We start from the raw sequence: 23038 nt of genomic DNA, 5'->3' as shown, positions 1-23038 counted from the left end.
ACGTCGCGGCGATTCCGCGGCGGGTCTTCGGAGGAAATGGCGCGTCAGTAGCCGCGTTCGATCAGGAAGTCGGCGACGGCCTCGAGCTGTGCCCGCGCCTCGTTGTCGGGCAGGACCTCGAGTTCGGCCTTCCCGTTGTCGACGAGCGACTGGGCCGTTTTGCGGGCGTAGTCGATGCTGCCGGCCTCCTCCAACGTGGAGACGGCCTCGTCGATCTCGGCCTCCGAGACGGCCTCGGGGTCCGAGACGTCGACCAGATCGTCGACGTCGACGCCCTGTTGGCGGGCGTGTAGCGTGATCAGGGTGCGTTTACCCTCGACGATGTCGCTGCCCCGCTGTTTGCCGAGGGTGTCGCTCGGCACCGTCAGGTCGAGCACGTCGTCCTGGATCTGGAACGCCCTGCCGATATCGATCCCATAGCGATAGAGCGCCTCGACGGTCCCGCTCTCGGCGCCGAGCAGCGTCGGGGGGAGGCTCGCGGCGGCCCCGTACAGCACCGCGGTCTTGTGTTCGACCATCTCGAGGTACTGCTCCTCGTCGACCGAGTCGCTGCGCTCGAACTCGACGTCCAGCGACTGCCCCTCGGAGATCTGGGTGCAGGTATGGGCGAGCGTCCGGACCGCCTCGAGGCTCCGCTCGGGCTCGGCGCCGCTCTCGAGCATGATCTCGAAGGCCTTCGAGTAGAGGGTGTCGCCCGCGAGGATCGCGGTCTCGAGGTCGTACTCGCGGTGGACCGACGGCACGCCCCGTCGGAGGTCGTCGTCGTCCATGATGTCGTCGTGGATCAGGGTGAACGACTGGATGACCTCGATCGAGACGGCCGCCCGCATCACGTCGATGCGGTCCCCGTCGAGCGTCGGGAACTCCCGATAACTCGTCGTGAGGGGCTCGACGTCCGACAGCGCCTCCGCGGTCAGCAGCAACACCGCCGGGCGGAGGCGCTTTCCGCCCGCCTCCAGCAGGTAGCGCGAGGCTTCGTAGAGCCGCTCGGGCCGGGTGACGGGGAGCTCCTCGTCGATGGCCTCGTTGACCAGCTCACGACGCTTGGCCACCGCCTCGTCCACCGACCGCGCCTCTGGATTGGTCATTACTCGACCAGCGAGATGACGTTGCCGTTGTGCGTGACGTGGATGTCACGACCGAGTTCGTAGCCCTGGTTCTGACAGAGGTCGACGTAGCCCGAGTAGCCCTTCATGTTCTGGTGGGCCGGGATGACGTGCTGGGGCTGGAGGGCGTCGAGCATCTCGTAGTGGCCCTCCTGGCAGAGGTGGCCCGAGACGTGGATTTCGTCGTAGATCCGCGCGCCCTGCATCCGCAGCAGGTTCTCGGACTGGTAGCGCTGACCCTCGTTGGTCGGCTCCGGGATGACCCGCGCCGAGAACAGCACCTTGTCGCCGTCGTCGAGCTGGTAGGGCGTCTCGCCCCGTCCCATCCGGGTGAGCATCGCGCGGGGCTCGCCCTGATGGCCCGTCACGATCGGCAGGAAGTTCTCCTTGCCCTCGTTCATGATGCGCTTGAATGCGCGCTGGTAGGCCTTCCGGTGGCCGAACATGGCGACCTCGTCGGGGAAGTCGACGAAGCCCAGTCGCTCCGCGGTGCCCGAGTACTTCTCCATCGACCGGCCCAGAAGCAGGGGCGTGCGGTCGATGTCCTGGGCGAACTCGACGAGCGACTTCACGCGGGCGATGTGGCTCGAGAACGTCGTCGCGACGATCCCGCCGTCGTAGTCCTCGATGCTCGTCATGACGTCCTGCAGGTGGCGCCGGGCGACCGCCTCGCTGGGGGTCCGCCCCTTCTTGTTGGCGTTGGTGCAGTCCTCGATATACGCTAGGACGCCCTCGCCCTCGCGGCCGATCTCGCGGAAGCGCTCCATGTCGATCGGGTCGCCGATGACGGGCGTGTGGTCCATACGCTTGTCGAGCCCGTAGACGATCGCGCCCTCGGGGGTGTGGAGCACCGGGTTGATCGCGTCGATGATCGAGTGGGTGACGTTGACGAACTCGAGTTCGAGGCCGTTGCCGATCTCCATCGAGGAGCCCGACTCCATCTTCTGGAGGTCGTTCTCGACCATGAACTTGTTCTCATCGTCGATCTCCTGTTTGACGAGCTCGATCGTGAAGGGCGTCGCCACGATGGGCGCGTCGTAGCGGTGGGCGAGCTTGGAGATCGCGCCGATGTGGTCGAGGTGACCGTGGGTCGGGACGATCGCCTGAACGTCGCCCTCGATGTCGGACATCACGCGATCGTCGGGGATCGCGCCCATGTCGATCAGGTCGAGGCTGTGCATCTTCTCGGTCTGTACGTTGTCGTGAATGAGGACCTTCGACAGGTTGAGTCCCATGTCGAAGATGACGACGTCGTCGCCAGCGCGGACGGCAGTCATCTGCCGGCCGACCTCCTCGTAGCCGCCGATCGTTGCGATTTCGATTTCCATAGTTGGGTGTATATAGCGGTTCGCCTGATGGCGAACGCGCTCATTGAAAACCGCGGACGCTCCCGGCACCGCACCGCCGTGAGTCGACAGGTCCCGAACGATTTCGAGCTCCCGCATGCGGCCGATCCGCATTACCCGCGGGTTTCGTTAGGTGGCGCTACGAGATCCTACGGTATAAAGAACGTGGGTTCGTTGCAGCCCGTGACAGGCTGAACCGACCCACTGATGCCTACATCCGCCGCCCGAGGGAGGGTCGCGCGCCGAACACCGGATCGCCCACCGATGCTATCACTTGCCACGGTTCTTGTAGGTGGACGTGGAAGCCGGGAACGATGAGCAGTCCGACGACGCCCAAAGCGAACCGAAGGGCCAGGCCGGCCGATCCGCCGCCCCGTAAGCGGGTCTCGGGCCGGAAGACGTGCCCGGCCTACACGTCGAGCCGCCGGAGCTGGTACGGCTGGGGGAGCACGGGGTCGGGCGAGAAGAGCGCGTTCGGGCAGTTCCTCCACGATACCCCGTATCTGTTCGCGGAGATCGCCGTCCTCGCGCTGCCGACGCTCGTCTGAATCAGCACAACGGTCGTCGACGGCGGGTTCGGGGTTTCCGGGTCGGCGTTTGCCGCCTGGACGACGATGACCCTCGTCGCGACGGCGATCCACACGGGGCTGGTCCGCCCGCTCGTCACCGACACGCTCGGCTGGGTGTCGATCACGCCGGCGCTCGTCGGGCTCCGGCTCGTCTACTACAACCTCACGCTCCTCGCCGCCTCCTACGGGAGCGTCGCGCTCGCGGCGCTGGTCGGCTACCCGCCCGCGGCGTTCGCGAGCGCGGTGGGCGTCTCAGGGCTCGCGATGCTGGCGTTCCCCCGGCTCGCCGAGACGGTCGCCCGGCAGCGTGCGCGATAGAGACGAAGACAGCGTCCATTCGAGCCGCGTTCGCTCAGTAGGGATTACCGGTACCGACGTCGAACCAGCGAGCGGTGGCCTCTCGGTCCCCGCCCTCGTCGACGACGAACGCCGTCTCCGGCCACCACGGTCCGCGGCGTTCGAACCTGATCAGCTCCCCATCGCGTTCGGCGACCGTGATCCGCGAACCGGGGACGAACGTGCTGACGAGTGCGCCGCTATCCTGTCGAATCACTCCGTTTTCGAGTAGTCTGTACGTGCGGGCCCGTCGTGCGAGCGGGCCGGTCAGTGCCACTCCATCGAGCAACAGGACGAGCAGGGAGAGGGCCACGAGATACGCGCCCGCCGAGACGGCAACCCATCCCGGTGTCCGTACCATATATAATACATGTATGAGAAGAGATATAATCCTTCCGTCGTTCTCTCAGCCGATCCGCGTACCGGGCTCCTCGCCCGCGAGGAACCCCTCCAGCGCCTCGGGTCCGAAGACCGACGCCGGGGCTTCCAGATCGAGCAGCGCGCGCACCTTCGCCGCCATCCCGCCCGTGACGTCCGTCGACTCGCTCTCGCCCAGATAGCCCGCGACCTCGTCGTAACCCCCGATCCGCGGGACCACCTCGCCCCCGTCGTCGAGCACGCCCGGCACCGTCGAACACAGCCCCACCCGGTCGGCGCCGAGCCCTTCGGCGAGCGAGACCACGAGCTCGTCGCCGCTGACGACCGTCGCGCCCTCGTCCCGATGGACGACGACGTCGCCGTGAAGCACCGGGACGAACCCCTCGCCGAGGCTCGCCTCGACCCCTTCGACGGGAAGCGAGAGCTCGCCCTCCCGGGAACGATGGGCCAGTGAGAACGGATGGACCGGGACGGCCGGGACGCCCTCGCCCGCGAGCGCACTGACCACCCGATCGTTCAGCCGCTTCATCGCGGCGTGGACCTCCCGAACCCCTTCCGCCGAGCGGGTGCCGTCGGTCCGCGAGACGCCGTGGGCCGCGGCCGCGGGATGCCCGAAGCTCCCGCCGCCGTGGACGACGACGAGCTCGCCGTCGTATCCGCCGAGTGCACCCGCAAGCGCCGCGAGGCGCTCCTCGTCGACCGTTTCGTCGCTGTCCTTGTCGGTGATCACCGATCCCCCGAGCTTCAGGACGATCACTCGACGCGCACCCCCTCGTCGTCGAGCTCGGCCCGAAAGCCCTCCTCGCAGCCCGGCGTGAACCCCAGCGCGCTCTCGGTCCCGTCGGTCGGATCGAGCGCGACGATACAGCCCCCGCCGCCCGCGCCCGTGAGCTTCGCGCCGTGGGCGCCCGCGTCGCGGGCGGCCCAGACCATCCGGTCGAGCGAGCGCGAGGAGACCCCCAGCGACGAGAGCAGTCCGTGGTTGAAGTCCATCAGCGTGCCGAGCTCCTCTAGATCGCCCTCCGCGAGCGCGCGCTCGCCCTGGCGGACGAGGTCGCCGATCGTCTCAACCGTGCTCGCCGCGAACGGGTAGCGTTCGCGCAGCTCCCGGACGCCCGCGACGAGCTCGCCGGTGTCGCCCGCGCCGCCGTCGAACCCGATGACGAAGGGGAGATCCGGCGCCTCGATCGCCCGGCAGTCCTCGCCCTCCACCCGGACCGCTCCGCCGGTCGCCGAACAGAACGTATCGGCCCGCGAGGCCTGGCCCTCCTGGACCTCGTGCTCCGCGCGATACGCCCGGTCGGCGATCTCCTCGGTTCCCAGTTCGACGCCCAGCTCGCGGGTCGCGGCCTCGATCCCCGCGACCACGACGGCCGCCGAGGAGCCCAGCCCCGCGCCCAGCGGGATCTCGCTCTCGATGGTGATGTCGAAGCCCGCCTCGGGGGCGTCCGTCGCCTCGCGGGCCTGCGAAACCGCGGCGTCGACGTAGCCCATCGCCGCTCGGACCAACCCCGGCGAGACGTCCACGTCGGGTGTCGAATCGGTCTCGCCGCTGTACTCGACGGTGAAGCCGTCGAGCGAGAGGTCCTCGGCATGGACGCGAAGCCGGCTGTCCGCGCGGCGCTCGGCGGTGACCCGCGCCCGGCGCGAGATCGCACTCGGGACCGCGGGCTCGCCGTAGACGACGGCGTGCTCGCCGAAGAGGTACACCTTCCCCGGCGCGCTTGCGGTGGTCATGGGGAAGGGTGGTCGGCGACGCGGTTTATAGCTGCAGGTTCGTCCGTGAACACCAGCCGCTGGTCGGTCATGACGTCACGCAAAAGGAAGTGTCGACGTGGCGAACGTTCCGCTCAGATCCCGCTCTCGAAGTCCTCGAGCGCGTAGACCGTGTCGGCACCGCGGCGGTCGAGCGTCTCGTTGGCCAGCAGCCAGTAGACGACGGAGAGGGCCTTGCGACCCTTGTTGTTCGTCGGGATGACGAGGTCGACGTTGCTCGTCGAGTTGTTCGAGTCACACATCGCGATCACGGGGATACCGACGGTGATCGCCTCGGTGACGGCCTGTGCGTCGCCGATCGGGTCGGTCACCACGAGCACGTCGGGTTCGATGTAGCCGTCGTACTTGGGGTTCGTCAACGTCCCCGGGATGAACCGGCCCGTACGGGCGCGCGCGCCGATGGACTCGGCGAACTTCTCGGCCGGGAACCGACCGTACTGCCGCGAGGAAGTCACCAGCACCTGCTCGGGGTCGTAGTTCGAGAGGAAGTCCGCAGCGGTGCGGATGCGCTGGTCGGTCTTCGAGACGTCCAGCACGTACAGCCCATCCGTGCGCACGCGGTGGATGAAGCGCTCCATGTCCTGGGTCTTCTGCTGGGTCCCGATGTGGGCGCCCGCGCCGAGGTACTCCTCGACCGGGATGAGGAGGTCGGCCTCCTCGTCGGGCATGACGTCCTCGTCGAACGTCGGCCCGGTGTCCTCTTCTTCTGCCTCGGCCTCGACGTCGAGCTCCTCGATATCGGAGTCGGTGTCGGCGTCGGCGCTCGGTTCCTCGTTCTCGGCTCGGACGTCCTCGTCGGGATCGACGTCGGGGTCCCCGCCCGCTTCGGGTTCGGGTTCCTCGTCGATCTCCTCCTCGGCCGCCTCGAGCCCGTCTTGGTCTGGGTCGTTGCTCATAATGCGTCCTCCGCGATGCGGATGAGTTCGTTGAGTTTGGCGGTTCGCTCGCCGCCGGCCGCGCCCGTCTTGATGAACGGGGCGTCGGTCGCCACGGCGAGGTGTGCGATCGTCGTGTCCTCGGTCTCGCCCGAGCGATGGGAGATCACCGCGTCGAGCCCGTTTCGCCCCGCGAGCTCGACCGCGTCGAAGGCGTCCGTCAGCGTGCCGATCTGGTTGGGCTTGATCAGGATCGAGTTGGCCGATCCCTGTTCGATCCCGCGCTGTAGGCGCTCGGTGTTGGTGACGAACAGGTCGTCCCCACAGATCAGCGTCTCCTCGCCCACCCGGTCGGTGAGCTCGGCGAAGCCCTCGAAGTCGTTCTCGTCGAGGGGATCCTCGACGTAGACCAGGTCGTACTCCCGGACGAGGTCGGCGACGTACTCGACCTGCTCGTCGGTCGAGCGGGTGCGATCCGAGTACTGGTACTCGCCGTCCTCGAACATCTCGGCGGCCGCGACGTCGAGCCCGAAGCCGATCTCGAAGCCGACGTCGTCGCTCATGGTCTCGGTCGCCTCGGCCATGATCTCGAAGGCCACCTCGTCCTCGACCGAGGGCGCCCACGCGCCCTCGTCGCCCTTACCTGCAGGGATGCCGCGCTCTGCGAGGACGTCGCCGACCTCGGCGTGGACCGCGGCGTTCGCGAATACGGCGTCGGTGACGCTCGGTGCGCCGACCGGCGCCGAGAGGAACTCCTGGATGTCGGTCGCGTCGGCGGCGTGTTCGCCGCCACCGATGACGTTGCCCAGGGGTACCGGGAAGTTCTCGCCCCGGAACGCGCCACCGAGATGCTGGTACAGCGGCGCGCCGAGCATGTCCGCGCCGGCCTTGGCGGCGGCCATGCTGATCGCGACGGCGCTGTTCGCGCCGATCTCCGAGAAGTCGTCGGTGCCGTCGGCGGCGTGCAGCGCCCTGTCGACGCCGCGCTGGTCGCCCGCGTAGGCCTCGCCGACGAGTCGGGGGACGGCCCGGTCGCGGGCCGCGGCGATCGCCTCCTCGGGAGCGAGCTCGATCGCCTCGTGCTCGCCCGTGCTCGCACCGCTCGGGGCCGCAGCGCGCCCGAAGCCGCCGCTCTCGGTGAGTACGTCGGCCTCGACGGTGCCGTTGGCCCGCGAGTCGAGCACTCGGCGAAGCCGGATCTCGGCGATCTGCGTCATTTCCCACCCCGCCCGACGGTGAAGGGCAGCGCCCCCGCGTCGTACTCCTCGGCGGCGATGAGGATCGGTTCGGACTGGTCGGTCTCGATCAACACCGGCGCGCCGTAGGACACCTGCAGCGCTCGCGCGCCGAGGATCCGGGCCTTCTCGTAGCGGCTGAACTGTTGGCCCGTCATTGGTAGGGGGCCACCACGTCGACGAGATCGGTGTGCGAGACGAGCATCCGGCGACAGCAGTGTCGCGAGACGCCGAGGTCGTCGAGCACCTCGGCTGGGTCCTCCCCCTCGTCGACGCGGGAGGTAAACGCCTCCCAGTGCTCGCCGACGACGCTACCACACGTGAAACACCGGACTGGTACCATCATGGGTGGATCACCTAACGGTAGGACTTCTGGTAGCGGGCCCGCGCACCGGGTCCGCCCCACTTCTTCGGTTCGGACTGGCGCACGTCGTTGACCAGCAGCGAGCGGTCGAACTCCATGTAGGCGTCCCGCAGCTCGGCGTCGTTGCGGAACTCGACGAGCCCGCGGGCGATCGCGGTCCGGACCGCGTCGGCCTGTCCGTTGTACCCGCCGCCCTGGACGTCGACCTCGATGTCGACGTCGTCGCGGATGCCGTCGACGATGCGGAACGGCTCGAGCATCTTCAGGCGTGAGATCTCCGGTTCGACCAGCTCGACTGGCTGGGAGTTGATGCGAACGCGCCCCTCGCCGTCCTGCACGGTGGCGCGGGCGACGGCCGTCTTCTTCTTGCCGCTCGTGTTCGTTACCATGTGACGTTTGCCCCCAGGTTCTCGCTTACCTCGCCCAGCTGGACGAACTTGATGTTCGAGAGCCGATCCAGCGAGGTCCCCTCGAGGACCTCCGCGTCCCGGTCGTGGGGGTTGCCGACGTAGACGCGGACGTTCTCGAACGCTTCGCGACCCGCCGTGCTCTTGTACGGGACCATCCCGCGGATCGAGCGTTTCAGGATGCCGTCGGGTCGCTTGGGGTAGTACGGACCGTTCTCGGCGCCGACGTCGATGCGCTTTCGGTAGACGCTCATGATGTCGTCCTCGCTGCCGGTGATCACGGCCGATTCGGCGTTCACGACGGCGACGCGCTGGCCGTCCATCGCCGCCTCGGCGACCTTGCTCGCGACGCGACCCAGGATGCAGTCCCGGGCGTCGACGACGAGGTCGGCCTCGAACTCGGCGATGCTCATGCGGTTACCTCCAGAACGTCGTTCTGGCGTCCTCGCATTCGTTCACTGTGGTCTCTCATGCGATCACCCTCACGTTGCTCCCCTCCGGGTTCTGTTCGATGACCTCCTCCAACTGCACGACCTGGCCATCGGCCTGTTCGATCTTCGTCTCGGCGGTCCCCGAGAAGGAGACGGCCGCGACGGTGACGTTCTTCTGCAGCACACCGCTGCCGAGAACCTTGCCGGGCACGACGACGGTCTCGTCCTCGGTCGCGTACCGTTCGATGCGACCGAGGTTGACCTCCGCGTGGGTCCGGCGTGGTTTCTCGAGGCGGTCTGCGATGTCGCTCCACACGTCGGCGCCCGACTCGCGGGAAACCGACTTGCATTCGGCGATGAGACTGGTGAGCCTCGGATTGGTCTTACTCATAGTTCCTCCTGATTATGGTGGAAGTGCGGAAAAGTCGAAGCGGAGTGCAGGGAGCAGGATTTGAACCGGCCGGGAGGCGATACTCGACTCCCGTGGCCCAAACCTGCTCGTTCGATTTCCACGGCTCTCCCGTTCGGTCGAGCCGGAAAATGCAGGGAGCAGGATTTGAACCTGCGGACTCCTACGAGACAGCGCCCTGAACGCTGCGCCGTTGGCCAGACTTGGCTATCCCTGCTCGCAACTCCTCGTACTTTCTGCCCCGTAAAGCCACTTTCGGTTACCCACCGCTGGCCGTGGCGTGCGCTCTCCGCGGGAGCGAACGCCGGGGGGTGGGTGACGGGACACATGGCGATTCTATAGTGCGACTGCGTCTTCGAGCTCGCTCGCGCGGTCGCCGATCGAGGCGGCGGCGCGGTCGACCAGCTCGTCGACCGTCATCGAGCCGTCCGTCTCGACGTGGAAGACGAACGCGCCGGGGACGTCCTCGACGCGCAGCTCCTTGCCGGGATAGCGCTCGGAGAGGTCGTGGCCGAACTCGCTGGTCGGGATCAGATCGCCCTCCTCGGTCTCGATGACGCCGCGGGTGATGTTCGCCTCCTCGTCGGCGAACTCCTCGCGGTTGCCCTCGACGATCACGCGCTGGAGGTGTCGGTAGCCGACCGAGACGCCGCCCTGATGTTTGGCGTGCTCGCGGCCGACGTCGAGCACCGCGTCGGCCTCCAGCTCCAGTCGCTGGCCCTCCTTGAGCTCGATGATGGGTACGTTCTGTTCGGCGGGCCCGACCTGATCGTCCGAGCTGACGAGGTCGCCCGAGTAGGCGGTGGCGGGCCCCTCGACGTCGAGCGCGAGGGTGACTTCCTCGCCGAGCTCGTAGTCGTCGGGCGTCGACAGCGGAACGAGCCCGAGCCGGAGCGCGAGCTGTTCGTTGAACATCACCGAGGAGTTCTCGATGAAGCGCACGGTGTCGATCGCGAGCGTCGGGACGTCCGCGATCATCGCCCGGCGGATGCCGTTTGCGAACGCGGGCGTCGCGTTCCGGACGAGGAACCGTGCGCTTCGGTCCTCGTGTTCGATGACCTCGACGTCGAAGTTCCCCTCCATGCTAGAACCCGCTGTTTTTGGGTGCACGACAGCCGTCGTGCGGGATCGGCGTGACGTCCTCGATGCGGCCGATCTCGAGGCCCGCGCGTGCGAGCGCGCGGATCGTCGCCTGCGCACCGGGGCCGGGGTTCTGCTGGCGGTTGCCGCCGGGCCCGCGTACGCGGACGTGAACGCCCTCGATGCCGGCGTCGAGCACTTCCTGGGCGACGACCTCGGCCATCTGCATCGCCGCGTACGGCGAGGCCTCGTCGCGGTTCTGTTTCACGACCGTCCCGCCCGAGGACTTCGCGATCGTCTCGGCGCCGGTCTGGTCGGTGATCGTGATGACCGTGTTGTTGAACGACGCGTGGACGTGCGCGACGCCCCACTTGCTGTCTCCTGATTCGCTCATTTATTGTTCCTCCGCGCGTTCGGGGTGTAGTTCGTCGGCGAGCGGGCTGTTCTCGTCGAACTCGACGGCGTCCTCCTCGGCGACGCTCACCTTATAGGAGGGGACCGTCACCCGCCGGCCGTCGATCGTGACGTGGCCGTGGGAGATGAACTGGCGGGCCTGCTTGGGCGTGTTGCCCAGGCCCTTCCGGTAGGCAATCGTCTGTAGACGGCGCTCGAGCAGGTCGGTGACCTCGAGCGACAGGACGTCGTCGAGCCCCTCCTGGTCGCCGAGGATACCGAGCCGCTGGAGCCGCGAGAGGAACTCGCCGCCCTCGCTGGCGGCGTCCTCGGCGTCTCCCTGCGCCTCGCCAAGCAGGTCACGCGCCTCCCGGCGGAACGAGCGCAGTTCGGACTGTGCGCGCCAGAGCTCCTCCTTGTTCTTCAGGCCGTAGCGACCGACCAGCGAGTGCTCGCTGGCGATGCGCTCTCCCTGGAAGGGGTGGTTCGGCGTCTCGTAGAACTTGGTGTTGCTACCGAGCGCCATTACTCGTCACCTCCCTCCTCCTGCTCCTCCTTGATGGCCTCGACGTTGACGCCGATGGTCCCCTCCGAGCGCCCGGTCGAACGGGTGCGCTGACCGCGGACCTTCTGTCCGCGCTGGTGGCGCACGCCACGGTAGGCGCTGATCATCTGCAGGCGGTTGATGTCCTGCCGGCGGGTGAGCTCGAGGTCGTTACCCGTCTCGTGGGTGATCTCGCCGCTGTAGTAGCTCTGATGGTTCGCGAGCCACTCGGGGTTGTTCTCGGCGAACCCCTCGACCTCTTCGACGATCGCGTCGATCTCGTCGTCGTCGAGTCGCCCGAACGTCGCGGTACGCGAAATACCGGCGTTCTGGGCGATGATTCTGGCCGCTCGTCGGCCGATTCCGTTCATCTCGCTCAGCGATCGTTCGACGGATTTCGTCCCATCGAGGTCCGTCTGCCCGATGCGAACGAAGTACCGAAGGTCCTTGTCGTCCTCCGGTCCGTCCTGTTGTTCTGGGTCTTCTGCACTCATGTGTCTTCGTGCCAGGGGTCGTCCAGCCGCGAACCGATCGCGGTGGTGATGTGCTACCGGATGCGTCCCGGTAGTGTAGCGTCGTGGCGGGGATTCGAACCCCGGAGGCTGTACGCCACAGAGTTAGCAACCCTGCGCCTTGGGCCGGGCTTGGCTACCACGACACGCTGTCTGTACTGTCGCCCTTCCGGACTCGGGACGCCGCGTCCCTGCAGTGTATGCACCCGCACCTATCCCGTTCGCGTACTTAAGGCCACCGGATCACGTCCCCATCATCGATCCCAGCACCTCGTCGGCGGCCGCGAGATACCCCTCCAGTTCGGCTTCGCCGTGGGCCCACGAGAGGTGCTGGCGCTTGTAGGGGTTCGGCGTGAAGAACTGCCCGCGCTCGCGCATCCTGCGGGCGAACTCCTCGAACGTCGCCTCGTCGAGCCTGAGGACGTCCTCGTAGCGCCGGGGCTCTCCCGTCACGCCGAACTGGGGCGCGAAGACGCTGCCGTAGCCCACGACCCGCCCCTCGATCCCGTGCTCCGCGAACAGCCCCTCGAGCCCCTCGCGGTAGCGCTCGCCCAGGGCAGATATCTCCTCGACGACGGACTCCTCGTCGAGCAGCCGGAGCGTCTCGCGGGCCGCCGCGAGCCCCACGGGATGGCCCGAGTAGGTCCCGCTGATCACCACGCCGGAGGTGTTGTCGCCGCCGGCCTGGGCCATGAGCTCCTCGCGCCCGCAGACCGCCGCGACGGGGTAGCCGTTGCCCATCGCCTTCGCCAGCGTGGTCAGATCGGGCGTCACGCCGAACTCGTCCTGAATCCCGTGGGCGGAGTGTCTGAACCCGGTGATCACCTCGTCGAAGATCAGCGGCACGCCGTTCTCGGCGGTGGCTTCTCGCAGACTCGCGAGGAACCCTTCCTCGGGCAGCAGACAGCCCACCGAGTGAGGGATCGGCTCGCAGATCACCGCCGCGACGTCGTCGAACTCCTCGAGGGCGGCCTCGACGGCATCGGGATCGTTGAACGGCAGGACCTCGGTGTGCTCGACCGCCTCGGGGAGCATCCCCGCCGACTCGGGGTGTTTCTCGCCGATGCGCTCTTTCGGGGGATAGACGCCCACGTCGACGTAGTCGTGCCAACCGTGGTAGCAGCCCTCGAACTTGATCACCCGGTCGTTGCCGGTGTACGCGCGTGCGAGCCGGATCGCGTGATAGGTCGCCTCCGTCCCGCTGTTGCAGAAGTTCACTCGCTCGGCACTCGGAAGCAGGTCGACGACTCGCTCCGCGACCTCGACCTCCAGGGGCGTGGTCGCCGCCCCGTAGAGCACTCCCTCGTCGATCGTCTCCGTGACTGCGTCGTCCACCTCGGGGTGGCCGTGACCCAGAACGACCGGGCCGAAGGCGAGGTGGTAGTCGGTGAACGTCTCGCCCTCGACGGTCTCGAGTGTCGTGCCCGTCGCTCCCGAGAAGGCGATCTCGCCGAGGTCGTAGGCCTGCGCCCGCAACCCGGTCTGTGCGCCGCCCGGGATCACCGTGCGGGCGCGCTCGACGACCGAGCGGCTCGATCCGCGTTCGTCGCTCATATCGGGACCACTGCACGGGTCGCCCTAACGCTATCGCCCGGCGGGAACTATGGCGCTGGCGTCCCGAGGGGCGGTATGGAGATCGGGATCGTCGGCGCCGGGATCGCGGGACTCGGCGCGGCGTACGAGCTGCGCGGGACCGACGCCGACGTGACACTGCTGGAGAAGAGTCGCGGGGTGGGCGGACGGGCCGCCACGCGGCGGAAGAACGGCTGTACCTACGATCACGGCGCGAACTACGTCACGCCCGACCCGGAGCTGGAGGCGTTCATGCGCGAACTCGGGGAGCCGGCCGGGATCGACGATCCCGTCTGGACGTTCGACGCCGAGGAGACCATCGAGCCGGGCGAGGACCGCGACCGGCCGTCGCTCACCTACGAGGACGGGATCAGGCGCTTCGCGAAGGAGGTCCTCGCGGAGTGCGACGCGGCCCTCGAAACCGAGACGAGGGTCGAGTCGATCGCCCGCGAGGGCGAGCGCTGGCGGGTCGAAAGCGAGGAGCGGAGGTACGGGTTCGACGCGCTCGCCCTGACGCCGCCGGCCCCGCGGACCGCCGCGCTCCTGGCCGATACCGACTGGGACGCTGCGATCCGAGAGGAGCTGGTCGAGGCGATCGAGGCGGTCCCCTATCGGACGATCCTCTCGCTGGTCCTGCACTATCCCTTCGAGCTCGATCGGCCCTACTACGCGCTGGTCAACACCGACAAGGGCCACGAGATCAGTTGGTTCTCGCGCGAGGAGTGCAAACCCGGTCACGTCCCCGACGGCGAGTCGCTCCTGATCGTCCAGATGGCGCCCGACTGGTCGCTCGAGCGCTACGGCGAGCCCGAGGAGGCGGTCGCGGGGGCGGCCGCGGGGCTGGCCGCCGACCTGCTCGAGGAGCCCCCGCTCGAGAGTCCCGACTGGACGGACTGCGGGCGCTGGCGCCACGCGCTGCCCGACGAGGGGGCAAACACCGACGTTCTCGCGCGCGCGGAGGACGACGCACTGTACTTCGCGGGCGACTGGGTCGTCGGCGAGGGGCGGGTCGCCGCGGCCTTCGAGAACGGGCGCGAACTGGGCGAGCGCCTACTCCAGCAGAGAGACGAGCCCCTCTAGGTGGTCGATCCCGACGACCGCGACGGTCTGTCCCGGTAGTTCGCCGAGCGCCTCGGCCATACACTCCTCGCGGATCGCGTCACGGTGGGCGACGTGGGGCGGCGAGAACGCCGTCGCGGCCCGGGCGGTGGCGACGTGCGAGCGCTCGTCGGCGGCCAGCTCCTCGGGATCGCCGTCCAGGTCGCGGTCGTAGGTGAAGGGGCGGTCGCCCTCGAGCCCGGACCGTCGGCCGAGCCGGGTGGCCGCGAGGCGACAGCGGAGGGCCCGATCGCCCGCGATCCGGACGCTCTCGGAGAGCCGCTCGCGGGTCTCGTCGTCGAGTCCCTCGCGGTCGACGTACCGGCGGAAGGTATGGCGGAACCGTCGGCTCGGCCCGTCGACGCCGACGACCGGGGCGTCGCTCGCCCGGATCGCAGCGCTCATCTCGCCGCCGGCCCCGCGGGAGCCGTCACGCCTCGCGTACGACCGGTAGAGGGGGATCGCCAGCGGCGGGAGTTCGAGCGCGACCGTCTCGGGGGCCGTCTGCCGAAGGGTCGACTCGACTCGCTCGACGCTCGCGGGATGGTCGTGGACGACGCCGACGAGGGTCAGATCCGGGAGCCGACGGACGTAGTCGGGGTTCGGGCCGAGGGTGGAGGGCGCGTTGGTGGTCGACACGGGTGCTCTACTCCGAGGAGCCCCGCGTCGGGGATGTAGTTCAGCGAACTCTCCAGTACGCGAACCGGGTTACCTATCGGTAAGTGGGCCGTCGCCGGCCGCGTGCTCGATGGGCGTCCCGGACCCGGCGACGGCGTCGAACACCCTCTCCCCGACCCGTTCGACCGACCGGTCCGTCCGAACCGTCTCCCAGCCGAGCTCGGCCCCCAGCCGGTCGTGAAAGCGCCGGCCCGCCCGGTAGTACTCGCGGGGGCGCTCGCTGTCGCGGCCGCTCGTCCGGCCCCGAAGCGTCCCCGGGTCGGCCGTCAGCCGGATCGTCCGGTCGGGCGACGGGAGGGTGTGGACGAGAGCCGGCGCGAGCGGCCCGTAGCAGTCGTGGAGGAACTGGTAGCGATAGCGATCGAAGACGACGATCCGGCCGCGATAGCGATAGCGGGCGAGCACGATCGACAGGAGCGCGAAGGGGTAGCCGAGGAGGACCATGAGCAGCCGGCGGGTCGCCCGGCTCGCGAGCGTCGGTCGGTGGAGCCAGCCGACCAGGCGGCGTTTGATCCGCTCCCCGCCGGGGACGAGCGCGATCAGGTCGTTCGAGGGGTGGACCGACGTCGCGTCGTGGCCGGCCGCGCGGAGCGCCTCGGCCAGCGCCCGGGCCTGCGTGGTCTTGCCGGCGCCGTCGAGGCCGACGATCGCGATGACGTACGTCCTCACTGCCCCGAGAGACCGACGGCGCGAGAATAAGTGGCCCGCTTCAGGCGTCGACGTACTCGTCGTTCATCTCCCAGCCGCCGTTGCCGTCGCGGATCATGTACTCGCCGTAGAACGGAACGCGGTTCGCGACGGTCTCGCGGTAGGTCTCGCGGATCTCCGCCTTGCTCATCTCGCCCATCGGCCGGAGGTCGTCGTTGCGGTTCAGACAGCCCTTCAGGTAGCCCTCGTGGGTGACCCGCACCCGATGGCAGTTCGCGCAGAACTCGGGGTTCTCGACGGGGTCGACGATCTCGACCATCCCCTCGCCGTCACCGCTCTCGTTCTCGATCCAGTAGCGCGCGCGGTGGTGCATCTCGCGGCGTTCGACCCTCGTCGCCTGCTCCTCGAGCCAGCCGTGGACCCGTTCGATGTCGATGTTCCACTCGGGCTTTCCGGTCAGCTCGGGCATGTACTGGATGAGTTGGAGCTGGAGCCCGTCGTTCTCGGCGACGTGGTCGACCATCTCGGGGACGTAGCCCGCGGTGTGCTCGAAGACGACCATGTTGAGCTTCACCGGGTCGAGCCCGGCGTCGAGCGCCGCATGAACCCCCTCGATCACCTTGTCGTAGGCGCCGCTTTTCGTGATCTCGGCGAACGCCTTCGGCTCCAGCGCGTCCTGCGAGACGTTGACGCGATCGAGACCCGCCTCGACGAGCCCCTCGGCGCGTCCGGGGAGGAACGTCCCGTTGGTGGTCAGCGAGACCTCCATGTGATCGGGTGTCCGGCGGATGATCTCCTCCAGGTCGTCCCGGAGCATCGGTTCGCCGCCGGTGAACTTCACCTTCCCGACGCCGAACTCGCTCGCCACCTCCAGGAATCGAACGACCTCGTCGGCGGTCATCTCGTCGTCCTGGGGGTCCATCGGGCCCCGGGTGTCGCCGAGCCCCTCGTTGTGGCAGTACACGCAGTCGAAGTTACACCGGTCGGTCAGGGAGATCCGAACCCCCGTCACCTCCCGTCCGTAGTCGTCGGCGAGGACACTCATGATACCCCCTATCAAGCGCACGGACTTAAGATAGTGGTCAGATGCTCCCGCGATATAACCGATACTGGTTACCAGGAGTAGGCGACCAGCAGCGCGAGCGAACAGAGCATGGCGGCGACGGCCAGCGCGCCGACGAGGTCCATCGCGCCGGCGGTCGTAACGAACAACAGCACGAGATAGAGCACCGTGATGGCGAACCCGAGGACGGCGACCGGCCCGGCCGCGCCCAGGGAGCCGGCCCCGAGCGGCTCCTCGAAGCGCCGCTCGGGGTCCTCGACGCGCCACTCGCCGCCGACCCGGCCGAGGACGACCTCCTCGCCCTCGATCCCCGCGAGGCTGCTCGGGCTGTAGCCGAGGTCCTCGATCACGCGTGCGAACTTGAACCGGTCGCTCCACGGCATCGGCTTCTCGAACTCCTCGCTCGCGTAGGCGTCGTGCGGGAGGCGGTACCAGAGCCGGATCGTCCCGCCCCGATCGACGACGGACTCGATGCGCGCACGCAGCCGCCGGCCGTCGATCGACCGCAGCTGGACCCGGCCGAGCTCGTCGGCGAGGTCGGCGGCGTCCGACCCTTCGGTGGCTACCGTCTCCGGCCGTTCCGTCGCCGATCGATCGTTCGGGCCGGGCTGTTGCGAGTCCATTGTCTCCCCTCCCACCGCGGGACACTCGCACAATAGTTGCCCAGACGACATATGTGTTGTGCTCACGAGTCGGTCGTTCAGAAGCCTTATCCACCCGAGACCGCCTACTCGGGCCATGGACGAAGACGCCGTTCTCGACCGCCTGCGCGGGGTCGAGGACCCGGATCTCGGCGACGACATCGTCTCGCTGGGCCTCGTCAACGACGTCACGGTCGAGCCCGATCGGGTGTCGCTCTCGCTGGCGCTCGGCGCGCCGTACTCGCCGACCGAGACGGCGATCGCGAGCGAGGTCCGCGAGGCACTTTCCGATCTCGATCGCGAGCTCGAGCTCTCGGCGAACGTCGACAGCGGGCTCTCGGCCGACGAGCAGGTGCTGCCGAACGTCGAGAACGTCATCGCCGTGGCCTCGGGCAAGGGCGGGGTCGGGAAGTCGACGATGGCGGTCAACATCGCGGCGGGCCTCTCGCAGCTCGGCGCGCGCGTCGGGCTGTTCGACGCCGACATCTACGGGCCGAACGTCCCGCGGATGGTCGATGCCGACCAGCGCCCGCAGGCCACCGAGGAGGAGCAGATAATACCTCCCGAGAAGTTCGGAATGAAGCTGATGAGCATGGACTTCCTCGTCGGGAAGGACGACCCCGTGATCTGGCGGGGCCCGATGGTCCACAAGGTCCTCACGCAGCTCTGGGAGGACGTCGAGTGGGGCCACCTCGACTACATGATCGTCGACCTCCCGCCGGGGACGGGCGACGCCCAGCTGACGCTGCTCCAGAGCGTGCCCGTGACGGGCTCGGTGATAGTCACCACCCCCCAGGAGGTCGCGCTCGACGACGCGAACAAGGGGCTTCGGATGTTCGGGCGCCACGACACCGTCGTGCTGGGGATCGCCGAGAACATGTCCGGGTTCACCTGCCCCGACTGCGGCTCGACCCACGACGTCTTCGGGACGGGCGGCGGCGAGACGTTCGCCGCCGAGAACGAGCTGCCGTTCCTCGGGGGGGTGCCCCTCGACCCCGCCGTCAGGACCGGGGGCGACGAGGGGGCGCCGATCGTCCTCGACGAGGACAGCGAGACGGGCGGGGCGTTCCGGGCGATCACCGAGAAGGTCGCGAACAACGTCGGGGTCACGAAGCGCCAAGGACAGAGCCAGCGATGAGCGAGTCCGGGGAGTCGGACGGACGCGAACCGGACCCCGAACGGGTCGCGATGCTCCGGGAGGCCGCCGACGATCTCCGGGGCGAGAGCTCCGAGAGCAAGCAGCTCGCGGCGATCCTCTACCGGGTGAGCGACCTCTACGACGGGAGCGAGGAAACCAGTCCGGAGGAGATCTACATCGCCGTGCGAAACATCCTGAACGTCAAGGAACGGGGCGGGCTGGGGCGCTGATCGCGCGCTCGCGCCGGCGAAGCGTTGATTGCCCGTCCCCGCCTCGTACGGGGTAGATGGTGCGCGAGGCGCTGCGGTCGTATCGCGAGCGGGTCCGCTCCGAGTTCGTCTCGGCGTTCGACGAGGACCGCTCGCCCCACGAGATCGCCGCCAGCTTCGCCACCGGGATATTCATCACGTCGCTGCCGACGCTCGGCACCGGCCTCCTCCTGTTCGTCGCGATCGTCTACCTGTTCGAGCGCGTCAGCCGGATCGCGCTGTTCGCCTCGCTGATCGTGCTCAACCCCGCGGCGAAGTGGGGCGTCTACGCGGGGAGCTTCTGGATCGGGACGCAGCTGCTCGGGCCGGTGCCCGGCGTGACGCTCGCGGAGGTCTCCTTCTCGGCGGGCCCGGACGTCGTCACGCGCCTCCTCGTTGGCAACCTCGTCCTCGCGGTCCTGTTCACGGTCGTCGGCTACGTCGCCGTCCACAGGCTCGTCCGGGAGTACCGAAAGCGCGACATCGAGGTCGACGTCGAGGAGCTGCTCCCGGAGGCGCTCGTGGAACAAGACGTTTCCACGCGGGACGACTGAGTGGGGGTATGGACGCCGATCAGCTCTCGGCCAGCAACCCCTTCGGGATGGACGAGGAGTGTACGAACTGCCCGAAACTCTGTGAGACTCGAGAAGAGATCGCCCACGGCTACGGCGACGTGGGTGCGGAGTTCCTCTTCGTCGGCGAACGCCCCTCGCCGGGCGCCGACGAGACGGGGATCCCCTTCTTCGGCGACGAGCGTGGCGAGGCGTTTCAGGAGGTCCTCCGCGCGCTCGGTTTCGCCACCCAGGAGCCGGGCGAGGAGCCCGAACTCGACAACGCCTATCTCACCCTACTCACGCGCTGTCGTCATCCCGAGCGCCCACCCACGGATGAAGAGATCACGAACTGCGAGCCCTACCTGAACGCCGAGGTCCGGATGATCAACCCCGAGATCATCGTCCCCGTCGGCGAACGCGCCCTGCGGGAGATCGCGACCGAGTACACCACGACCCCCGCCGAGGAGTTCGACATCGAGGAGGACCACGCGACCGAGATCCGCGGGCGCGGGTTCGAGATCGTGCCGACCATCCACCCCGCCGAGGGAACCGACGACCAGCGTGAGGCGTTCCTTGAGGCGTTTTCCGATCTCTTCGGCCGGGACTACCGCCAGACGAAGGGGCGCCAGGGCCGATAGCGGGTCACTCCGCGAACGAGGCGTCGTAGCGGGTGTACCACCGCGCGAAGAGGACGAAGACGATCAGTGCCCCGATGAAGCCGGCGATGGGACCGACCATCGAGACGAGCGGCCGGGCGACGGCCCCGCCGCCGATGGACATCAGCCCGATGACCGCGAACCCGAGAATGAACCGGGTGAGGAAGTTCCGCTCGACGGGGTTCGAGGGCATGGTCGTCCGTACAACGAACGGATATTTGATGTCTTCGGCCGGCCATGCGGTGGCCTCGCTTCGCGGCCCGTGGCCGCGAATCGAACGGGGAAGGGCTGGCGTCCTAAGCGAGGGGTTCGGATCCGAACCCCTCGCAAACGGTCCTGGTGGTCCGCAGAAATCTTCGATTTCTGGGATCTCGCGGGAACGCAGTTCCCGCGGACCTCGCGGCGACGTCGTCGCCGCTCAGCCCGAAAAGACTGCGCAGCAGTCTTTTCTTGGACATGAAAAGGGCGAAGCGCGAGCGCGAGCGCCAGCGAGCGCTGAGGGCTTTCGTGGACATGAAACGGGCGAGACCGGACTGTCGAGTCCGGCCGAGGGCTTTCACCAGTAGGACGTCCGCGAGCGCTTTGCCGTCCGGATCCCGAGAGCGACCGCGGCCACCACCGCGAGGGTCAGGGCGGCCAGCGTGCCGACCGATCGGGGGTCAGTCGAGAGGGTGCTCGCGAACGTCGCGACGGCCCCGAGGGCCAGGACCGCGGTCGCGAGCAGGAGGGCCGCGACCGAAACCGAGACTGCGCGCATGGTGCGTGTGTCACCCTCACAGAGCATAAAGCGATGGGTCCGGTAGCTTATGCGTTTGCGGCCCCTAGCTCCCTTCGATGGTCACCCGCGTTACGGGATGGGGAGAATCGGATCGCCGGTGGTCGCCGTGATCAGGCGGCTGATCGGCGCGGTGTTCTCGCTGCTGAGCCTCCTGGTGTTCGTCGCCCTCCTGCTGGGACTGCTCTGGTCGGCCTCGCTGATGGGGCTGGTCGACACGAGCGAGGTCGACCAGCCGGTCGTCGAGGACGTCGTCGAACCGCCGGAATGGTTCATCGACTCGCCGTTCGTCTGGGAAGTGCCCGCCCAGGAGGAGGGCGGCGAGCCGCCGGAGGTAGACCCTGACGCCGAGCCGGCAGAGGGTGATCCCGGCACCACCTCCGAGGGTGACGTGAGCTCCGACGAGGTCGAGGCCGAGATCCACGCACAGGTCAACGAGATCCGCGCCGAGCACGGGCTGAGCGAGCTCGACCACGACGACGAGATCGCCGGGATCGCCCGGACCCACAGCCAGGACATGAACGAGCGCGACTACTTCAGCCACACCAATCCGGAGGGTGAGTCGCCGGCCGACCGCTTCGGCGACCTCCACCCCTCCGAGTGCCGTGCCGTGGGTGAGAACCTCGCGTACATCCAGACCGGGATCGGCTCGGGCGGCTCCGCCGAGGAGATCGCCGAACGGATCGTCCAGGGCTGGATGGACTCGGAGGGCCACCGCGAGAACATCCTCCGTGACGGCTGGGACAGCGAAGGGATCGGCGTCTATATGGACGACGGCCGGGTCGACGCCACCCAGAAGTTCTGCACGACGACCTGATCGCGTACCCGCGGATTGAAGGCCGTCGCCGGCGGACTCCCGTCCATGACTACCGTCGCCGTGTTCGCGGACCCGCCCCGTCCGGGGCTCGTGTTGCCCGAGCTGATCGAGACGAGCCCGCTTTCGGCCGAGGAGGCCGCCGGACTCTACGAAGCGATGCTCATCGACGCCTGCCTCGCCGCCGAGCGAAGCGGGGGCGAGCTGCTCGTCAACTACCGCCCCGCCGAACTGCTGCCCGACGACCACGCGGGCGGCGACCCCGAGGCCGAGATCCGCGACCTCCTCGAAGGGGTCCTCGAGGAGTCGCCGCGCATGGAGGTCCAGGTCGGCTCGACGTACGCCGCCCGCGTCGGGAACACGATGACCCACCTGCTCGAGACCGAGGAGGTCGCGAGCGCGGCGGTCCTCTCGCCGGCCGCGCCGCTCTGTTTCCGGACCCAGATCGACAGTGCGGCGATGAAGCTCCGGAACAGCCCCGTCGTGCTCGGGCCCGCGACCGACGGCCGGATCGCCTTCGCCGGCTTCGCCGAGCCGATCGACTTCGAGGGCGCCTACGACCCGCCGGCCGTCGAGACGCTGGCGTGGCGGGCGGGCGATGCGGGCCTCGGAACCGACTTCCTCCCGGTGCTCCCGGTCGTCGAGACGGGGGAGGACCTCGCGACGGTCGTCTCGCTGATCAGGGCGCGCCGCATCGCCGATCGGATGGTCCCGGCGAACACGGCGACCTGGATCGAGGAGCGGGGTCTCCGTGTCGAGGGCGAGGAACTCGTCGCGGACCGATAACCCGGACCGCGAGACGAGACGTTCACGCGAGGCGACCGCCGTTCGTTATCCGTGGTCTTAGCCAGACTGATGGAGGACAGGGAACGATCCGATCGACGACACGCGATACGACGTCCGTCCCTCGTCCTCGAACTACCCATTCTTCACGACCTATGACACTGAAGTCCTCGAGTCCGACTCCACTCATATCGATGTCCGCGTCCGGCATCGAGTGCCCCGGAAAACTGCTATCCACGGTTCTCTATTCTCGGTTTTGTAGTACGAACGCCACGTGGACGGTCGTCGTGTACTGCTCGATCCGTCCGTCCTCTACGTCCGCCGTCTGTGACTCTATTTCGATGCCGTTGATGTTTTCCAACGTCGCATCGGCGTCATCGAGCGCATTCTGAGCGGCGTCTTCCCAGGATTCGGTCGAACTCCCCACCAGTTCGATGACTTTGACAGTATCTCCCATGATCTGGGAGATCTACATCATCAATAGATATAATAGTTGGGTGCGAGGGAAACAGCCGAATCTCGCGATCGCCGCGAACCGATCGAGCGCTCGGTCGCGCACCTCGAAGCACCCTCCTGATCCCGTTCGATCCCGCCGGGTCGTCGAACACC

At 68.1% G+C, this 23038-nt stretch carries 33 protein-coding genes and 2 tRNA genes; 9 read left to right on the top strand and 26 right to left on the bottom strand.

Going from position 1 to position 23038, the window contains the following annotated elements; translation table 11 throughout:
• Positions 1-44 precede the first annotated feature (44 nt).
• Together idsA3 and WOA58_RS03480 are read right to left on the bottom strand one after the other, a co-directional pair.
• A complete protein-coding gene (gene idsA3, locus WOA58_RS03485; RefSeq protein WP_340602766.1) occupies positions 45-1088 on the bottom strand; it encodes a geranylfarnesyl diphosphate synthase in 1044 nt (347 codons plus the stop codon).
• On the bottom strand, positions 1088-2434 hold the full coding sequence (locus WOA58_RS03480) for a ribonuclease J (protein WP_340602765.1): 1347 nt from the start codon (positions 2432-2434) through the stop codon (positions 1088-1090). Before WOA58_RS03480 ends, idsA3 begins: the two co-directional genes overlap by 1 nt.
• Positions 2435-2766: 332 nt before the next feature.
• Between WOA58_RS03480 and WOA58_RS03475 the strand changes: the two genes are divergently transcribed.
• Both WOA58_RS03475 and WOA58_RS03470 read left to right on the top strand, forming a co-directional pair.
• A complete protein-coding gene (locus WOA58_RS03475) occupies positions 2767-3000 on the top strand; it encodes a hypothetical protein (RefSeq protein WP_340602764.1) in 234 nt (77 codons plus the stop codon).
• 66 nt (positions 3001-3066) lie between these two features.
• Positions 3067-3339 carry a hypothetical protein gene (locus WOA58_RS03470; RefSeq protein WP_340602763.1) on the top strand — a complete coding sequence of 91 codons (273 nt, stop codon included), beginning with the start codon at positions 3067-3069 and terminating at the stop codon, positions 3337-3339.
• Positions 3340-3373: 34 nt separating this feature from the next.
• Here WOA58_RS03470 and WOA58_RS03465 read toward each other — a convergent pair whose 3' ends face one another.
• The 17 genes from WOA58_RS03465 to WOA58_RS03385 all read right to left on the bottom strand — a co-directional run bounded on the left by WOA58_RS03465 (position 3374) and on the right by WOA58_RS03385 (position 13315).
• Entirely contained in the window at positions 3374-3718 is a 345-nt protein-coding gene (locus WOA58_RS03465; protein ID WP_340602762.1) for a hypothetical protein, read from the bottom strand.
• 45 nt (positions 3719-3763) lie between these two features.
• Positions 3764-4492 carry an isopentenyl phosphate kinase gene (locus WOA58_RS03460; protein WP_340602761.1) on the bottom strand — a complete coding sequence of 243 codons (729 nt, stop codon included), beginning with the start codon at positions 4490-4492 and terminating at the stop codon, positions 3764-3766.
• Positions 4489-5472 carry a mevalonate kinase gene (gene mvk / locus WOA58_RS03455; RefSeq protein WP_340602760.1) on the bottom strand — a complete coding sequence of 328 codons (984 nt, stop codon included), beginning with the start codon at positions 5470-5472 and terminating at the stop codon, positions 4489-4491. The genes WOA58_RS03460 and mvk overlap by 4 nt, the downstream gene beginning before the upstream one ends.
• 113 nt (positions 5473-5585) lie before the next feature.
• A complete protein-coding gene (gene rpsB, locus WOA58_RS03450) occupies positions 5586-6407 on the bottom strand; it encodes a 30S ribosomal protein S2 (protein ID WP_340602759.1) in 822 nt (273 codons plus the stop codon).
• The gene (eno, locus tag WOA58_RS03445; RefSeq protein WP_340602758.1) at positions 6404-7603 is read right to left on the bottom strand and encodes a phosphopyruvate hydratase; all 1200 of its coding nucleotides are present in this window, start codon (positions 7601-7603) and stop codon (positions 6404-6406) included. The genes rpsB and eno overlap by 4 nt, the downstream gene beginning before the upstream one ends.
• On the bottom strand, positions 7600-7779 hold the full coding sequence (locus tag WOA58_RS03440; protein WP_340602757.1) for a DNA-directed RNA polymerase subunit K: 180 nt from the start codon (positions 7777-7779) through the stop codon (positions 7600-7602). The genes eno and WOA58_RS03440 overlap by 4 nt, the downstream gene beginning before the upstream one ends.
• Positions 7776-7967 (bottom strand): DNA-directed RNA polymerase subunit N, encoded by a 192-nt coding sequence (locus WOA58_RS03435; RefSeq protein WP_340602756.1) that lies wholly within the window; start codon positions 7965-7967, stop codon positions 7776-7778. The genes WOA58_RS03440 and WOA58_RS03435 overlap by 4 nt, the downstream gene beginning before the upstream one ends.
• Before the next feature lie 11 nt (positions 7968-7978).
• A complete protein-coding gene (locus WOA58_RS03430; RefSeq protein ID WP_340602755.1) occupies positions 7979-8374 on the bottom strand; it encodes a 30S ribosomal protein S9 in 396 nt (131 codons plus the stop codon).
• Positions 8368-8805 carry a 50S ribosomal protein L13 gene (locus WOA58_RS03425; RefSeq protein ID WP_340602754.1) on the bottom strand — a complete coding sequence of 146 codons (438 nt, stop codon included), beginning with the start codon at positions 8803-8805 and terminating at the stop codon, positions 8368-8370. The genes WOA58_RS03430 and WOA58_RS03425 overlap by 7 nt, the downstream gene beginning before the upstream one ends.
• Positions 8806-8860: 55 nt before the next feature.
• Positions 8861-9214, bottom strand: a complete 354-nt coding sequence (locus WOA58_RS03420; protein WP_340602753.1) for a 50S ribosomal protein L18e — start codon at positions 9212-9214, stop codon at positions 8861-8863.
• 150 nt (positions 9215-9364) lie between these two features.
• Positions 9365-9449 (bottom strand) — tRNA-Leu (locus WOA58_RS03415).
• 119 nt (positions 9450-9568) lie between these two features.
• Positions 9569-10315, bottom strand: a complete 747-nt coding sequence (locus WOA58_RS03410; protein ID WP_340602752.1) for a DNA-directed RNA polymerase subunit D — start codon at positions 10313-10315, stop codon at positions 9569-9571.
• Between the two features lies 1 nt (position 10316).
• On the bottom strand, positions 10317-10706 hold the full coding sequence (locus tag WOA58_RS03405; protein WP_122088573.1) for a 30S ribosomal protein S11: 390 nt from the start codon (positions 10704-10706) through the stop codon (positions 10317-10319).
• Positions 10707-11231, bottom strand: a complete 525-nt coding sequence (locus tag WOA58_RS03400; RefSeq protein ID WP_340602751.1) for a 30S ribosomal protein S4 — start codon at positions 11229-11231, stop codon at positions 10707-10709.
• Entirely contained in the window at positions 11231-11743 is a 513-nt protein-coding gene (locus WOA58_RS03395) for a 30S ribosomal protein S13 (RefSeq protein ID WP_340602750.1), read from the bottom strand. Before WOA58_RS03395 ends, WOA58_RS03400 begins: the two co-directional genes overlap by 1 nt.
• A 79-nt stretch (positions 11744-11822) precedes the next feature.
• A tRNA-Ser gene (locus WOA58_RS03390) sits at positions 11823-11907 on the bottom strand.
• Between the two features lie 97 nt (positions 11908-12004).
• A complete protein-coding gene (locus WOA58_RS03385; protein ID WP_340602749.1) occupies positions 12005-13315 on the bottom strand; it encodes an aspartate aminotransferase family protein in 1311 nt (436 codons plus the stop codon).
• A 75-nt stretch (positions 13316-13390) separates the two neighbouring features.
• Between WOA58_RS03385 and WOA58_RS03380 the strand changes: the two genes are divergently transcribed.
• On the top strand, positions 13391-14413 hold the full coding sequence (locus WOA58_RS03380; RefSeq protein ID WP_340602748.1) for an NAD(P)/FAD-dependent oxidoreductase: 1023 nt from the start codon (positions 13391-13393) through the stop codon (positions 14411-14413).
• On the opposite strand, the gene WOA58_RS03375 is transcribed toward WOA58_RS03380, so the two are convergent.
• The 4 genes from WOA58_RS03375 to WOA58_RS03360 form a co-directional block, all read right to left on the bottom strand.
• On the bottom strand, positions 14384-15070 hold the full coding sequence (locus tag WOA58_RS03375) for a TraB/GumN family protein (RefSeq protein ID WP_340602747.1): 687 nt from the start codon (positions 15068-15070) through the stop codon (positions 14384-14386). The genes WOA58_RS03380 and WOA58_RS03375 overlap by 30 nt on opposite strands.
• A 69-nt stretch (positions 15071-15139) precedes the next feature.
• A complete protein-coding gene (locus tag WOA58_RS03370; protein ID WP_340602746.1) occupies positions 15140-15778 on the bottom strand; it encodes a nucleoside/nucleotide kinase family protein in 639 nt (212 codons plus the stop codon).
• A 40-nt stretch (positions 15779-15818) separates the two neighbouring features.
• Positions 15819-16802 (bottom strand): GTP 3',8-cyclase MoaA, encoded by a 984-nt coding sequence (moaA, locus tag WOA58_RS03365; protein ID WP_340602745.1) that lies wholly within the window; start codon positions 16800-16802, stop codon positions 15819-15821.
• Positions 16803-16870: 68 nt separating this feature from the next.
• Entirely contained in the window at positions 16871-17443 is a 573-nt protein-coding gene (locus WOA58_RS03360) for a hypothetical protein (RefSeq protein ID WP_340602744.1), read from the bottom strand.
• 115 nt (positions 17444-17558) lie between these two features.
• On the opposite strand from WOA58_RS03360, the gene WOA58_RS03355 reads away from it, so the two are divergent.
• The 4 genes from WOA58_RS03355 to WOA58_RS03340 are packed head-to-tail and all read left to right on the top strand — an operon-like array spanning position 17559 to position 20039.
• A complete protein-coding gene (locus tag WOA58_RS03355) occupies positions 17559-18599 on the top strand; it encodes an Mrp/NBP35 family ATP-binding protein (protein ID WP_340602743.1) in 1041 nt (346 codons plus the stop codon).
• Positions 18596-18829, top strand: coding sequence for a hypothetical protein (locus tag WOA58_RS03350; protein ID WP_340602742.1), 234 nt, complete (start codon positions 18596-18598; stop codon positions 18827-18829). The genes WOA58_RS03355 and WOA58_RS03350 overlap by 4 nt, the downstream gene beginning before the upstream one ends.
• Before the next feature lie 56 nt (positions 18830-18885).
• A complete protein-coding gene (locus WOA58_RS03345) occupies positions 18886-19401 on the top strand; it encodes a DUF2062 domain-containing protein (RefSeq protein ID WP_340602741.1) in 516 nt (171 codons plus the stop codon).
• Positions 19402-19409: 8 nt separating this feature from the next.
• Positions 19410-20039, top strand: coding sequence for a uracil-DNA glycosylase (locus tag WOA58_RS03340; RefSeq protein ID WP_340602740.1), 630 nt, complete (start codon positions 19410-19412; stop codon positions 20037-20039).
• Positions 20040-20043: 4 nt separating this feature from the next.
• On the opposite strand, the gene WOA58_RS03335 is transcribed toward WOA58_RS03340, so the two are convergent.
• Together WOA58_RS03335 and WOA58_RS03330 are read right to left on the bottom strand one after the other, a co-directional pair.
• On the bottom strand, positions 20044-20250 hold the full coding sequence (locus tag WOA58_RS03335; protein ID WP_340602739.1) for a hypothetical protein: 207 nt from the start codon (positions 20248-20250) through the stop codon (positions 20044-20046).
• A gap of 363 nt (positions 20251-20613) precedes the next feature.
• Positions 20614-20814 (bottom strand): hypothetical protein, encoded by a 201-nt coding sequence (locus tag WOA58_RS03330; protein ID WP_340602738.1) that lies wholly within the window; start codon positions 20812-20814, stop codon positions 20614-20616.
• Positions 20815-20911: 97 nt separating this feature from the next.
• On the opposite strand from WOA58_RS03330, the gene WOA58_RS03325 reads away from it, so the two are divergent.
• Positions 20912-21649 (top strand): CAP domain-containing protein, encoded by a 738-nt coding sequence (locus WOA58_RS03325; protein WP_340602737.1) that lies wholly within the window; start codon positions 20912-20914, stop codon positions 21647-21649.
• 45 nt (positions 21650-21694) lie between these two features.
• Positions 21695-22432 (top strand): hypothetical protein, encoded by a 738-nt coding sequence (locus WOA58_RS03320; protein WP_340602736.1) that lies wholly within the window; start codon positions 21695-21697, stop codon positions 22430-22432.
• A gap of 241 nt (positions 22433-22673) precedes the next feature.
• Here the strand turns inward: WOA58_RS03320 and WOA58_RS03315 are convergent, their stop codons facing one another.
• Positions 22674-22886: a dodecin family protein gene (locus WOA58_RS03315; RefSeq protein WP_340602735.1), complete on the bottom strand. Its 213-nt coding sequence runs from the start codon at positions 22884-22886 to the stop codon at positions 22674-22676.
• Between the last annotated feature and the right edge of the window lie 152 nt (positions 22887-23038).

The sequence above is a fragment of the Halalkalicoccus tibetensis genome (assembly GCF_037996645.1).
Taxonomy (GTDB): domain Archaea; phylum Halobacteriota; class Halobacteria; order Halobacteriales; family Halalkalicoccaceae; genus Halalkalicoccus; species Halalkalicoccus tibetensis.
The sequence above is the reverse complement of the archived record's forward strand: the minus strand, read 5'-3'. Positions and strand labels throughout refer to the sequence as shown.